Annotated in this window: 11 protein-coding genes, 1 tRNA gene and 1 pseudogene; 2 read left to right on the top strand and 11 right to left on the bottom strand. The window is 70.1% G+C overall.

The window, feature by feature from the left end:
* Positions 1–58 precede the first annotated feature (58 nt).
* On the bottom strand, positions 59–667 hold the full coding sequence (locus tag ACWGPE_RS17905; protein ID WP_231430921.1) for an ANTAR domain-containing response regulator: 609 nt from the start codon (positions 665–667) through the stop codon (positions 59–61).
* 36 nt (positions 668–703) lie between these two features.
* Between ACWGPE_RS17905 and ACWGPE_RS17900 the strand changes: the two genes are divergently transcribed.
* Positions 704–789 (top strand) — tRNA-Leu (locus tag ACWGPE_RS17900).
* A 22-nt stretch (positions 790–811) separates the two neighbouring features.
* Here ACWGPE_RS17900 and ACWGPE_RS17895 read toward each other — a convergent pair.
* From ACWGPE_RS17895 to ACWGPE_RS17850, 10 genes are all read right to left on the bottom strand, one after another.
* Complete coding sequence (locus ACWGPE_RS17895) at positions 812–1,267, bottom strand: SRPBCC family protein (protein ID WP_231430920.1); 456 nt, start codon at positions 1,265–1,267, stop codon at positions 812–814.
* 101 nt (positions 1,268–1,368) lie between these two features.
* Positions 1,369–2,784, bottom strand: a complete 1,416-nt coding sequence (gene pyk / locus ACWGPE_RS17890; protein ID WP_231430919.1) for a pyruvate kinase — start codon at positions 2,782–2,784, stop codon at positions 1,369–1,371.
* A 76-nt stretch (positions 2,785–2,860) separates the two neighbouring features.
* The gene (locus ACWGPE_RS17885) at positions 2,861–4,318 is read right to left on the bottom strand and encodes a glutamate synthase subunit beta (protein WP_231430918.1); all 1,458 of its coding nucleotides are present in this window, start codon (positions 4,316–4,318) and stop codon (positions 2,861–2,863) included.
* A gap of 53 nt (positions 4,319–4,371) precedes the next feature.
* Positions 4,372–8,895, bottom strand: a complete 4,524-nt coding sequence (gene gltB, locus ACWGPE_RS17880) for a glutamate synthase large subunit (protein WP_376930430.1) — start codon at positions 8,893–8,895, stop codon at positions 4,372–4,374.
* 163 nt (positions 8,896–9,058) lie between these two features.
* The gene (gene lgt / locus ACWGPE_RS17875; protein WP_374201116.1) at positions 9,059–10,048 is read right to left on the bottom strand and encodes a prolipoprotein diacylglyceryl transferase; all 990 of its coding nucleotides are present in this window, start codon (positions 10,046–10,048) and stop codon (positions 9,059–9,061) included.
* A 59-nt stretch (positions 10,049–10,107) separates the two neighbouring features.
* Entirely contained in the window at positions 10,108–10,902 is a 795-nt protein-coding gene (gene trpA / locus ACWGPE_RS17870; protein ID WP_231430917.1) for a tryptophan synthase subunit alpha, read from the bottom strand.
* On the bottom strand, positions 10,899–12,107 hold the full coding sequence (trpB, locus tag ACWGPE_RS17865; RefSeq protein WP_275506926.1) for a tryptophan synthase subunit beta: 1,209 nt from the start codon (positions 12,105–12,107) through the stop codon (positions 10,899–10,901). The genes trpA and trpB overlap by 4 nt, the downstream gene beginning before the upstream one ends.
* Before the next feature lies 1 nt (position 12,108).
* Entirely contained in the window at positions 12,109–12,879 is a 771-nt protein-coding gene (gene trpC / locus ACWGPE_RS17860; protein WP_231430915.1) for an indole-3-glycerol phosphate synthase TrpC, read from the bottom strand.
* On the bottom strand, positions 12,880–13,110 hold the full coding sequence (locus ACWGPE_RS17855; protein ID WP_452049191.1) for a DUF6704 family protein: 231 nt from the start codon (positions 13,108–13,110) through the stop codon (positions 12,880–12,882).
* Positions 13,111–13,145: 35 nt separating this feature from the next.
* Positions 13,146–13,328 (bottom strand): Trp biosynthesis-associated membrane protein, encoded by a 183-nt coding sequence (locus ACWGPE_RS17850; RefSeq protein ID WP_452049190.1) that lies wholly within the window; start codon positions 13,326–13,328, stop codon positions 13,146–13,148.
* Between the two features lie 10 nt (positions 13,329–13,338).
* Between ACWGPE_RS17850 and ACWGPE_RS17845 the strand changes: the two are divergent.
* Positions 13,339–13,445: pseudogene (locus ACWGPE_RS17845) on the top strand (sugar ABC transporter permease); the annotation flags it as partial.

Genomic DNA, 13,445 nt, shown 5'->3' with positions numbered 1-13,445 from the left:
GGATGCCTCGACGAGACCGTGCTCGTCGAGGCATCCGCCGTTCGATGTTCTGCGGGCCCTACTTCTTGGGCGCGAGCTGTTCGATGATCGCCTGCGAGACGTCCTTCATCGTGAGGCGGCGATCCATCGACGCCTTCTGGATCCAGCGGAACGCCTCGGGCTCGGAGAGGCCCATCTTCTCGTTGAGGAGGCCCTTCGCCCGGTCGACGAGCTTGCGGGTCTCGAAGCGCTCGACGAGGTCGCCGACCTCGGCCTCGAGGGCGATGATCTGCGCGTGGCGGGCCAGGGCGATCTCGATCGCCGGCAGCAGGTCGTTCGGGGTGAAGGGCTTCACGACGTAGGCCAGTGCACCGGCCTCGCTCGCGCGCTCGACCAGCTCCTTCTGGCTGAAGGCGGTCAGCAGCACGACCGGGGCGATGTGGCCCTTCGAGAGGCGCTCGGCCGCGGAGATGCCGTCGAGCTGCGGCATCTTGACGTCCATGATGACGAGATCGGGGCGCAGTTCGGTCGCAAGCGCCACGGCGGTCTCGCCGTCGCCCGCCTCGCCGACGACCTCGTAGCCGTTGTCGCGCAGGATCTCGACGATGTCGAGGCGGATGAGCGACTCATCTTCTGCCACGACCACGCGGCGCGGAGCTGCCGGCTGAGTTGATTCGGTGTCAGTCACGCAGGAAAGCCTACGGTATTCTGGGCGAGGCCTCTGGCCGGTGTGGCGGAATGGCAGACGCGGAGCACTCAAAATGCTTTGCCCGAAAGGGCGTGTGGGTTCGACCCCCACCACCGGCACCATCGCCCGCGCGGCGTTCGCGTATCAGCCCGTCCCGCGCTCCGCGAGGTGGGCGTTCCGAGCCTCGATGAGATGCCGCAGATAGGGCCCGAGCACGACCTCCGCGATCCGACCGAGCGGGCCGAACGGCGCGTCGAACTCGACCTCGTCGGTCATGATCGCGCCGGTGCCGTCGGCGGTCGGTTCGAACCGGTGCACATGACGAAACGACCGGAACGGGCCGCGCACCTGTTCGTCGATGAAGCATCGCGGTTCGTCGTACGCGGTGATGCGGCTCGTCATGCTGAGCGGAACGCCGAAGTGCCACGCGCGCCAGGTCACCTGCTCGCCGGGCCCGATCCTGCCCGACGTCACCCCGGCGACGGCGCGCTCGCGGGAGCGTGCCATCGACGCCATGTGCAGGTCGATGTCGAGCGAGCGCTCGAACGCCTCCGACGGGCTCAGGGCGAGGACCGTCCGGCACTCGAATCTCACGACCACGATCGGATTCTGCCACGACGCGCGACCGAGGCATCCCGCCGCGGTGCCCGGAAGACGGCGAAGGGCCGGTCATTCCTGACCGACCCTTCACCGAGGAACCGCTAGAGCACCTCGCCGACGACGTGCACGCGCACGTCGTTCGTGGTGCCCGGAATGCCGGGAGGCGAACCCGAGATGATGACGACCTTCTCGCCGTTGACCGCCTTGCCGGTCTTCGCGAGCGCCTCGTCGACCTGCCCGACCATCTGGTCGGTGTGGGTGACGCGCGAGACCACGAACGACTCGACGCCCCAGTTGAGCGCCATGCGGCGTCGGATCGCGGGGTCGGGCGTGAACGCCAGGATCGGGATCTTCGAGCGCAGGCGCGTCATGCGGCGCACCGTCTCGCCCGACTCGGTGAACACGCAGAGGTACTTCGCCTCGACGAAGTCGGCGACCTCGACCGCGGCGGCGGTGATGGCGCCCGACTGGGTGCGCGGCTTCGTGCCGAGCGGGGCGATCCGGTCGAGCCCGTGCTGTTCGGTCGACTCGATGATGCGGGCCATGGTCTGCACCGTGATCACGGGGTACTCCCCCACGCTCGTCTCGCCCGAGAGCATGACCGCGTCGGCGCCGTCGAGTACGGCGTTCGCGACGTCGGAGGTCTCGGCGCGCGTCGGCACGGGGCTGTGGATCATCGACTCGAGCATCTGCGTCGCGACGATGACCGGCTTCGCGAGGCGGCGGGCGATCTCGACGGCGCGCTTCTGCACGATCGGCACGGCCTCGAGCGGCAGCTCGACGCCGAGGTCGCCGCGCGCGACCATGACCGCGTCGAACGCCTCGGTGATCTCCTCGAGCGCGTCGACCGCCTGCGGCTTCTCGACCTTCGCGACGACGGGCACGCGGCGGCCGACCTCGTCCATGATCTCGTGCACGCGGGTGATGTCGGCGGCGTTGCGCACGAACGACAGCGCGATGAGGTCGGCGCCGAGCTCCAGGCCCCAGCGCAGGTCGGCCTCGTCCTTGTCGGAGAGGGCCGGGACGTTGACCGCGACGCCGGGCAGGTTGATGCCCTTGTTGTTCGAGACGGGACCCGCGACGATGACCTTGGTCGTGACGACCGTGCCGTCGGTCTCGAGCACCTCGACCCGAACCTTGCCGTCGTCGATGAGCAGGAAGTCGCCGGGCTTCACGTCCTGCGGCAGCCCCTTGAACGTCGTGCCGACGATCTCCTTCGTGCCGAGGATGTCTTCAGTGGTGATCTTGAAGATGTCGCCCTCGGCGAGCTCGTGCGGCCCGTCGGCGAACTTGCCGAGGCGGATCTTCGGCCCCTGCAGGTCGACGAGGACGGCGACCGCACGGCCGGAGTCGGCCGCCGCCTTGCGCACGTTCTGGTAGACGCCCTCGTGGACGTCGTACGTGCCGTGGCTGAGGTTCATGCGGGCGACGTCGACGCCCGCATCGATGATCGCCCGGATCTGCTCGTAGCTCGATGTCGCCGGCCCGAGGGTGGCGACGATCTTCGCTCGTCTCATGTGGTGTTACTCCCGGTGTTCCGCGCCGAGGCGCTGATCGTGGTTCGGACGACGCGCCGAGCGGCGCGCCTGGGGTTCAGACGGCGATGGCGCGCGCCGTCGCCGCGATGGGGCTCGGCAGCGAGGTCTCGCCTTCAAGGTACCGGTCTACTGCGGCGGCCGCAGCACGGCCCTCGGCGATCGCCCAGACGATGAGCGACTGGCCGCGGCCCGCGTCGCCAGCCACGAAGACGCCCGGCTCGGCCGTGGCGTACGCCGCGTCGCGCGAGAGGTTGCCGCGGTCGGTGACCGCGAGCTGCAGCTGCTCGTCGAGCTCGTTCGTCTCGGGACCGGTGAATCCGAGGGCGAGCAGTACGAGGTCGGCGGGGATCTCGCGCTCGGTGCCCGCCTTGGGCACGCGGCGGCCGTCGAGGTACTCGGTCTCGGCGACCCGGATGGCTCGGACCTCGCCCGCCTCGTTCGCGAGGAACTCGACCGTGGAGGCGAGGAACTCGCGACGGCCGCCCTCTTCGTGGGCGCTCTGCACCTCGAAGACGGTCGGGTGCATCGGCCACGGCTGGTGGTCGGGCCGCTCCTGCCCCGGCTGCTTGCCGATCGCGAGGTTCGTCACCGACAGCGCGCCCTGACGGTGCGCGGTGCCGATGCAGTCGGCGCCCGTGTCGCCGCCGCCGAGGACGACGACGTGCTTGCCCTCGGCCGTGAGCTGGTCGAAGACCTCGTCGCCCGCGATGTGCCGGTTCGACTGCGTGAGGTACTCCATCGCGAAGTGCACGCCCGGCAGGTCGCGGCCGGGAACGGGCAGGTCGCGCGGGACCATGGCGCCGGTCGCGATCACGACGGCGTCGTAGCGCTCGCGGAGCTGGTCCCACGTGATGTCGACTCCGATGTTCATGCCCGCCCGGAAGCGGGTGCCCTCGGCGGTCATCTGTGCGAGACGGGCCTCGAGGTGCTTCTTCTCCATCTTGAAGTCGGGGATGCCGTAGCGGAGCAGGCCCCCGATGCGGTCGTCGCGCTCGAAGACCGCGACCGTGTGACCGGCGCGGGTGAGCTGCTGCGCCGCGGCGAGCCCGGCGGGCCCTGAGCCGACCACGGCGACCGTCTTGCCGGTGAGACGCCCTGGCGGCTGCGGCTGCACCCAGCCGTTGCCGAACGCCTGGTCGATGATCGACACCTCGACCTGCTTGATCGTGACGGCGGGCTGGTTGATGCCGAGCACGCACGCCGACTCGCAGGGTGCCGGGCAGAGCCGGCCCGTGAACTCGGGGAAGTTGTTCGTCGCGTGCAGCCGCTCGATCGCCGCGCGGCCTTCGCCGCGGTACATGAGGTCGTTCCACTCGGGGATGAGGTTGCCGAGCGGGCAGCCCTGGTGGCAGAACGGGATGCCGCAGTCCATGCAGCGTCCCGCCTGCCGACGGAGCTGGGCCGGGTCGCCCTGCTCGTAGACCTCTTTCCAGTCCATGATGCGCACCGGTACGGGCCGCCGCTTCGGCAGCTCCCGCTCGGTGACCTTCAGGAAGCCCTTGGGGTCAGCCATTGGTCACCTCCAGGCAGTTCATGTGCGCAGCCGTTCCCAGCGTCTGAAGGATCTCAGCCATTGGTCACCTCCAGAATTCGGCCCCAGACGACGTCGCCGTCGGGGTCGAGCCCCTCGTCGACCGCGCTCTGGCGGGTACGGAGCACTGCCGCGTAGTCGCGCGGCAGCACCTTGGTGAAGCGGTCGAACGCGGCGTCGCCCTCGGCGAGGAGCGCCGCGGCCACCGCGGAGTCGGTCTCGGCGACGTGCTGCTCGAGCAGGTCGCGCACGATCTCGCCGTCGGCGCTGCCGAGCGGGAGGAGTTCGAGCTCGCCGGCCGCGAGCGACTCGCGGTTGACCCGTCCCTCGCGCAGGTCGAGCACGTAGGCGGTGCCGCCCGACATGCCGGCCCCGAGATTGCGCCCGGTCTCGCCGAGGATGAGCGCCAGCCCGCCGGTCATGTACTCGAGCGCGTGGTCGCCCACGCCCTCGACGACCGCAGTCGCGCCGGAGTTGCGGACGAGGAACCGCTCGCCCACGATGCCGCGGATGAACATGCTGCCGCTCGTCGCGCCGTACCCGATGACGTTGCCTGCGATGACGTTGCGCTCGGCGACGAACCCGCTGTCGCGGGCGGGTCGCACCACGATCCGCCCGCCCGAGAGGCCCTTGCCGACGTAGTCGTTCGAGTCGCCCTCGAGCCGGATCGTGATGCCGCCGGGCAGGAAGGCGCCGAGCGACTGGCCGGCCGATCCGCTGAGCGTGACCTCGATCGAGCCCGTCGGCAGCCCCTGCTCGCCGTGCCGCGAGGTGACCTCGTGGCCGAGCATCGTGCCGACCGCGCGCTCGGTGTTCTTGATCGGCAGCTCGATCGAGACCGACCCGCCCTCCTCCAGGACGATGCCGGCCCGGCGGATGAGCTCGTTGTCGAAGTGCTCGTCGAGCTCGTGGTCCTGAGCGCGGGCGTTTCGGCGGGCGTCGGCCTCGGAGAAGTCGGGACCGACGAGCACGGGCGTGAGGTCGAGCCCCGACGCCTTCCAGTGGTCGACCGCGCGGTCGACGTCGAGCAGCTCGCGGCGGCCGATGATCTCGTCGATCGAGCGGTAGCCGAGCTCGGCGAGGTACTCGCGCACCTCCTGGGCGATGAACTCGAAGAAGTTGACGACGAACTCGGGCTTGCCGCTGAATCGCTTGCGGAGCTCGGGGTTCTGCGTGGCGACGCCGACCGGGCAGGTGTCGAGGTGGCAGACCCGCATCATGACGCAGCCCTCGACGACGAGCGGCGCCGTCGCGAAGCCGAACTCCTCGGCGCCGAGCAGCGCGCCGATCACGACGTCGCGACCCGTCTTCAGCTGGCCGTCGACCTGCACGACGACGCGGTCGCGCATGCCGTTGAGCATGAGCGTCTGCTGCGTCTCGGCGAGGCCGAGCTCCCACGGGGTGCCCGCGTGCTTGAGCGAGTTGAGCGGGCTCGCTCCCGTGCCGCCGTCGTGCCCCGAGACGAGGATGACGTCGGCGAGGGCCTTGGCGGTGCCCGCCGCGACCGCGCCGATGCCCGACTGGCTGACGAGCTTCACGTGGATGCGAGCCTTCGGGTTCGCGCGCTTGAGGTCGAAGATGAGCTGCTTGAGGTCTTCGATCGAGTAGATGTCGTGGTGCGGCGGGGGCGAGATGAGCCCGACGCCCGCGGTCGCGTGCCGCGTGCGGGCGACCCACGGGTACACCTTCGTCGGTGGCAGCTGGCCGCCCTCGCCGGGCTTCGCGCCCTGCGCGAGCTTGATCTGGATGTCGTCGGCGTGCGTGAGGTACATGCTCGTGACGCCGAATCGACCGGACGCGACCTGTTTGATCGCGCTGCGGCGCTCGGGGTCGAGCAGGCGGTCCAGGTCCTCGCCGCCCTCACCGGTGTTCGACTTGGCGCCGAGGCGGTTCATCGCGATCGCGAGGGTCTCGTGCGCCTCCTTCGAGATCGAGCCGTAGCTCATCGCGCCGGTGGAGAACCGCTTGACGATCGACGAGACCGGCTCGACCTCGTCGATGGGCACCGCGGGCCGGGTGCCGGTGCGCAGCGCGAACATGCCGCGCAGCGTGAGCAACTCCTCGGCCTGCGAGTCGACGAGCGAGGTGTACTCGCGGAACACGTCGTATCGGCGGTTGCGCGTCGAGTGCTGGAGCCGGAACACGGTCTCGGGGTTGAACAGGTGCGGCGAACCGTCGCGACGCCACTGGTACTCGCCTCCGGTGGCGAGCCGCTCGTGGGCACGGACCGCTTGGTCCTGCGGATAGGCCCGGGTGTGGCGGTCGAGGTTCTCGGCTGCGATGACGTCGATGCCGACTCCGCCGAGCTTCGACGTCGTGCCGGTGAAGTACTCGTCGATGAGCGCCTGCGACAGGCCGACAGCCTCGAACGCCTGGGCTCCGGCGTAGGACGAGATCGTCGACACGCCCATCTTCGACATGATCTTGAGCACGCCCTTGCCGAGCGCCTTGATCACGTTGTGCACGGCCTGCTCCGGCGAGACCCCGCTGATGATGCCGGCTCGAACGAGGTCCTCGCAGGTCTCCATCGCGAGGTACGGGTTGACGGCAGAAGCGCCGTAGCCGACGAGGAGTGCCACGTGGTGCACCTCGCGCACGTCACCGGCCTCGACCACGAGCCCCACCTTCATGCGGTTCTCCGACCGGATCAGGTGGTGGTGCACGGCCGACAGCATGAGCAGCGACGGGATCGGCGCGAGGTCCTTGTTCGAGTCACGGTCGGAGAGCACGACGAACTTCGCGCCCTCCTCGATCGCCTCGTCGACCTCGGCGCACATCGCCGCGAGCCGGTCGCGCATCGCGTCGGGGCCCTCGTCGAACCGGTAGAGGCCACGGATCGTGACCGTCGTGCGACGACCGGGCATCGGGTCGATGTGCACGATCTTCGCGAGCTCGTCGTTGTCGATGACCGGGAAGGTCAACGAGACCTGCCGTGCGTGCTCGGGGCCGGCGCTCAACAGGTTGCGCTCGGGCCCGAGCGAGGTGCCGAGCGAGGTCACGACCGCTTCGCGGATCGAGTCGAGCGGCGGGTTCGTCACCTGCGCGAACTGCTGCGTGAAGTAGTCGAAGAGCAGGCGCGGGCGCTTGGAGAGGACCGCGATGGGCGTGTCCGACCCCATGGCGCCGAGCGGCTCCTGCCCCGTCTTCGCCATCGGCGTGAGCAGGATCTTCACCTCTTCTTCGGTGTAGCCGAAGGTGCGCTGGCGGCGGTTGACCGAGGCGGGCGGATGCACGATGTGCTCGCGCTCGGGCAGGTCGGCGAGGCGGATGCGCCCCTCTTCGAGCCACTCGCCCCAGGGCGATGCCTGCTCGAGCTCGGACTTGACCTCGTCGTCCTCGATCAGGCGGCCGTGCTCGGTGTCGACGAGGAACATGCGCCCCGGCTGCAGCCGGCCCTTGCGGACGATGCGCGACTGCTCGAGGTCGAGCACGCCGATCTCGCTCGCGAGAACGACGAGGCCGTCGTCGGTGACGACGTAGCGACCGGGGCGGAGGCCGTTGCGGTCGAGCGTCGCACCGACGAGCGTGCCGTCGGTGAAGACGATCGCGGCCGGGCCGTCCCACGGTTCCATGAGCATCGAGTGGTACTCGTAGAACGCGCGGCGCTCGGGGCTCAGCTCGGCCTGGTTCTCCCACGCCTCGGGGACCATCATCATGATGGCGTGCGGCAGGCTGCGGCCGGCGAGCGTGAGCAGTTCGACGACCTCGTCGAACGAGGCCGAGTCGCTGGCGCCGGGCGTGACGATCGGCAGGATCGGGTCGAGGTCGCCGAGCACCTCGGACTCGAGCTGCGACTGGCGGGCGCGCATCCAGTTGCGGTTGCCCTGGATGGTGTTGATCTCGCCGTTGTGCGCGATCATGCGGAACGGCTGAGCGAGCGGCCACGACGGGAACGTGTTCGTGGAGTACCGCGAGTGCACGAGCGCCAGCTTCGAGGCGAACCGCTCGTCGGACAGGTCGGGGTAGAACGGCTCGAGCTGGAGCGTCGTCACCATGCCCTTGTAGACCATGGTTCGGCACGAGAGGGACGCGAAGTAGAGCTCGAGCTCGCGCTCGGCCCGCTTGCGGAACCGGAAGGTCAGCCGGTCGAGCGCGATGCCGGAGAGCCGCGCGCCCGTCGACGTCGTCGCGGACGATCGCACGAAGAGCTGCTGCACCGCCGGCATGGCGGCGCGAGCGAGCGTGCCGAGCTCGTCGGGGCGCACCGGGACCTCGCGCCAGCCGAGCACCTCGAGGCCCTCGGAGGCCGCGAGCTCGGCGAGCTGCTGCTTCACGCGGCTGCGCGTCGTCGGGTCGACCGGCAGGAACGCGTTGCCGACGGCGTAGGCCCCCGCCTCGGGCAGCGGGAACGAGCTCACCGCGCGCAGGAATTCGTCGGGGATCTGGGTGATGATGCCCGCTCCGTCGCCGGTGCCGGCGTCGGAGCCGACCGCACCGCGGTGTTCGAGATGCCGCAGCGCGTCGAGCGCCGCGGTGATGATGTCATGCCCCGCGGTGCCGCGGAGCGTGGCGACCATCGCGAGGCCGCACGCGTCTTTCTCCGCGGCGGGGTCGTACATGCCCTGGGCAGGCGGAACGGTTCCGAACCGCGAGAAGGGAGGAGTGAGCGACACAGGGAACCGTCCTCATCAACTAAGGGGAAGCGGGGACGCCATCGGCCCTACACGGGGATGCACGACGCATGGTGCGGCGTCGCTTCGGAGAACGGGTGGGGCGGCCTGCCTACGAGGTGGTACGGCTCGGGCTTGTGGCCGCCGTCTCGCCCTGGGGGTCGTTCTCGCCCTCGACGCCGTCGTCGAGAGAGTCTGAGTCGGACTCGATTTCGTCTGAGTCTACCTCAGCGTCGGGGCCCTTCCATTCACGTCCGGGAACGTACGGGCTGGGCTCGTCACCCGTGTGGCGACGGCGCTGCACGAGGTACAGCACGATGCCGAGCACGATCGCGGCGAACGAGGTCCAGACGTTCACGCGGATGCCGAGGAACATCTCGCTCGGGTCGACGCGGATCGACTCGAAGAACGAACGACCGAGCCCGTACCAGATGAGGTAGATCGCGAACGCCTTGCCCCAGCGCAGGTTGATGCGGCGCTCGAGCATCACGATCACGGCAGCGCCGAGGAGGTTCCAGATGAGCTCGTAGAGGAACGTTGGGTGGAAGAGCGTCCCCTCGACGAGTCCCTGCGGCCAGGCCGGGTTGCCGAACTCGATCTCGAGACCCCACGGCAGGTCGGTGGGGGCGCCGTACAGCTCGTGGTTGAACCAGTTGCCGAGCCGGCCCACGGCCTGGGCGACCAACAGGCCCGGCGCGAGCGCGTCGGCGAACGACCAGAATCGGAGTCCGGTGAACCGGCAGCCGATGATCACACCGATCGCGCCACCGATGAGCGCACCGTAGATGGCGTTGCCGCCCTCCCAGATCGCGAGGACCTTCCACGGCTCCTGCCCGGCGAAGTAGTCGGCCGGGTGCGTGAACACGTGATACGCACGGGCGCCGATGATGCCGAGCGGCACCGCCCACAGTGCGATGTCGAGCACGACGCCGGGCTCGGCCCCGCGCTTCGTGAGACGCCGCGAGGTGATGATCACGGCCAGGATGATGCCGGCGAGGATGCACAGCGCGTACGTCTGGATCGGGATGATGCCCCACGGCACGGGGATCTCGATCGTGCGCCAGTCGTAATCGGGGCTCGGGATGCTGATCGGGGCGATCACTCGGGATCTTGCCTTTCCTCGGAAGCGACGTCGGCCGCGTGGGCCTCAGTCAGCGTACTTCAACTCGCGACCGTGCCGCGTGCGAGCTCCGCGGCGAGGTCGCCCGCCCCGCGGACCCCGCCGTCGGCGAGGGCCTTCACGAGCGCCGAGCCCACGATCGCGCCCTCGGCGTACTCGAGCACCTCGGCGACCTGCGCGGCCGTCGAGATGCCGACGCCCACGCAGCTGGCGGGCGCACCGGCGGCCTGCAGGCGCTCGACGACGCCACGCGCCGCACGGTCGACATCGGCGCGCGCACCGGTGATGCCCATGGTCGACACGGCGTACACGAAGCCCCGGCTCGCCTCCACCACGCGCGCGATGCGCGCATCGGTCGACGTCGGTGCCGCGAGGAAGACCCGGTCGAGCCCGGTTCGCTCGGATGCGGCGATCCAGTCGGCGCCTTCGTCGGGGATCAGGTCGGGCGTGATGAGGCCTGCTCCCCCGGCGGCGGCGAGGTCGTCGGCGAACCGCTCGACGCCGTACTGCACGACGGGATTCCAGTACGTCATGACGAGCACCGGAGCGTCGACCCGCTCGGTGATGCGCCGGACGGCCTCGAAGCCGTCGGCGAGGCGGAAGCCGTTCGCGAGCGCCTGCTGGGTCGCCGCCTGGATCACCGGGCCGTCCATCACGGGATCGGAGTACGGCAGGCCCAGTTCGAGCGCGTCGACGCCGTTCTCGACGAGGGCGACGGCGGCCTCGACGCTCTCGTCGAGTGTCGGGAATCCGACCGGGAGGTACCCGATGAGGGCTCCGGATGCCTCGACGTTGCGCCGAGCGATGACCGGGCCGACCGTGCTGCGGGCGCTCATTCGCCGGCCTCCTCGTCGTAGAGCTCGAAGTACCGCGCCGCGGTGTCCATGTCCTTGTCGCCGCGGCCGGAGAGGTTCACGAGGATCGTCGCGCCGTCGCCGAGCTCGCGACCGAGCTCGAGTGCGCCCGCGAGCGCGTGCGACGACTCGATGGCCGGGATGATGCCCTCGGTGCGGGTGAGCAGGCGCAGCGCCTGCATCGCGGCGTCGTCGGTGACCGGGCGGTACTCGGCCCGCCCGATGGCGGCGAGCCAGGAGTGCTCGGGTCCGACGCCGGGGTAGTCGAGTCCTGCCGAGATCGAGTGCGATTCGATCGTCTGGCCGTCTTCGTCCTGCAGGAGGTAGCTGCGGGCGCCGTGCAGCACACCGGGCCGGCCCATCGTGATGGTGGCCGCGTGCCGCTCGGTGTCGACGCCCTCGCCGCCGGCCTCGAAGCCGTAGAGGCCGACGCCCTCGTCGTCGAGGAAGGCGTGGAAGATCCCGATCGCGTTCGAGCCGCCGCCGACGCACGCCGCCACCGCCGTCGGCAGCGAACCCGTGAGGTCGAGCACCTGCTGGCGGGCCTCCTCGCCGATGATCTTCTGGAAGTCGCGCACCATCTCGGGGAACGGGTGGGGGCCAGCGACCGTGCCGAAGATGTAGTTCGTCGTCTCGACGTTCGTGACCCAGTCCCGCATCGCCTCGTTGATCGCGTCCTTCAGCGTGCGCGAGCCCGCCGTGACCGCGACGACCTCGGCGCCGAGCAGGCGCATGCGGGCCACGTTGAGGGCCTGCCGCTCGGTGTCGACCTCGCCCATGTAGATGGTGCAGTCGAGCCCGAAGAGGGCCGCCGCCGTCGCCGTCGCGACGCCGTGCTGGCCGGCACCGGTCTCGGCGATCACGCGCTGCTTGCCGATGCGCTTCGTGAGCAGCGCCTGCCCGAGCACGTTGTTGATCTTGTGCGAGCCCGTGTGGTTCAGGTCTTCGCGCTTCAGGATGATGCGCGCACCACCGGCGTGCTTCGCGAACCGCGGCACCTCGGTGATGATCGACGGCCGGCCCGTGTAGCTCCGGCCGAGCTCCGCGAGTTCGGCGCCGAACGCCGGATCGAGCTTCGCGAGGTCGTACGCCTCACCCAGTTCGTCGAGGGCGGCCACGAGGGACTCGGGCACGAAGCGCCCGCCGAAGTCGCCGAAGTACGGACCGGTCTGCGCTCTGAGCGCCATGTCACACCGCCAGGAATGCTGAGAGATTGGCAATCGGGTCGCCCGTGACGAGCGCCTCACCCACGAGCACGACGTCGGCGCCCGAAGAGCGGTAGTGCGCGACGTCGGCCGGTGAGAGCACCGCCGACTCTGCGACACGGATCGCGTCGGCCGGGAATCGGTCGGCCAGTCGGCCGAACAGGTCGCGATCGAGTTCGAAGGTCGAGAGGTCGCGGGCGTTCACGCCGATCAGGCGTGCGCCGAGCGCGGCGGCCCGATCGAGCTCGTCGGCCGAGTGCGTCTCGACGAGCGGCGTCATGCCGAGCTCGACGATGAGGTCGAAGAGCTCGCGCAGCACCCGGTCGTCGAGCGCGGCCACGATCAGCAGCACGAGGTCCGCACCGGCGGCGCGAGCCTCGAACACCTGATACGGCGTCGCGATGAAGTCCTTCCGCAGCACCGGGAGCGCGACCGCGGCGCGCACGGCCTCGAGGTCGGCGAGCGATCCGCCGAACTTGCGCTGCTCCGTGAGCACGCTGATCGCGCTCGCGCCACCGAGCTCGTAGCTGCGCGCGAGCGCAGCAGGGTCGGCGATCGCGGCGAGCGAGCCGCGCGAGGGGCTCGAGCGCTTGATCTCGGCGATGACCTTGACGTGCGACGCCGGCCGGAGGGCGGCCAGGGCGTCGAGTGCGGCCGGGCGAGCCATGGCGGCGGCCTCGACCTCGTCGAGCGGACGCGTCTCACGGCGCGCGAGCGCGTCGGCGACCGCGTTCGCCGTCAGCTCGGCCAGCACCTAGTGCGCCTTCTCAGCGACCTTCGCGCCGCCGACACCGTAGCCGGCACGGGCAAGCACCCAGCCGACGATGAGGCCGACGACGAGGAGTCCTGCCGACGCCCAGACGAGCCACTGCGCGTCGAGGAAGAACGCGACCGTGCCGATCACGAACGCGATGAGCATGATGGTGACGGAGGTCCACGCCGCGGGCGAGTGTCCGTGGCCGGGATCTGCGGTCTCAATGCTCATGATGCTCCTTCGTGCGGGGGTTTTCGCCCGCAAGTCTAGCGGGTCGGTTCGGGGCCGGTCGTGTCATCGGTCGGGTCGTCGCCCCGGCTGAGCTCGTCCCAGTCGTCGACGGCGCGCTCGGCCGCGCCGCGCTCGACGGCGGGCGCGCCGTCGGCGGGTTCGAGGCCGCTGCGGTAGCGGCGGGAGGATCCGGGCCAGCGGGTCCCTGTGGCGAGCACGAGTCCTCCGGCGGCGGCGTACGCGTTCTCCCGGTTCCGCTTCAGCGGCCGGCGGGCCGGCCTCACGTCCCTGCTGATCATCCAGATGTTCCCGCAGATGCTCGCGTTCGTCGCGAT

This window comes from Agromyces sp. NPDC055658, assembly GCF_053618155.1.
This window is presented reverse-complemented; position numbering and strand designations above follow the sequence as displayed.

Bases quoted from the DNA above. Each gene is read 5' to 3' on its own strand.
- trpB (WP_275506926.1), bottom strand. From the start codon at position 12,107: ATGGCGCTCAGAGCGCAGACCGGTCCGTACTTCGGCGACTTCGGCGGG.
- pyk (WP_231430919.1), bottom strand. From the start codon at position 2,784: ATGAGACGAGCGAAGATCGTCGCCACCCTCGGGCCGGCGACATCGAGC.
- trpA (WP_231430917.1), bottom strand. From the start codon at position 10,902: ATGAGCGCCCGCAGCACGGTCGGCCCGGTCATCGCTCGGCGCAACGTC.
- ACWGPE_RS17855 (WP_452049191.1), bottom strand. From the start codon at position 13,110: ATGAGCATTGAGACCGCAGATCCCGGCCACGGACACTCGCCCGCGGCG.
- gltB (WP_376930430.1), bottom strand. From the start codon at position 8,895: ATGTACGACCCCGCCGCGGAGAAAGACGCGTGCGGCCTCGCGATGGTC.
- ACWGPE_RS17885 (WP_231430918.1), bottom strand. From the start codon at position 4,318: ATGGCTGACCCCAAGGGCTTCCTGAAGGTCACCGAGCGGGAGCTGCCG.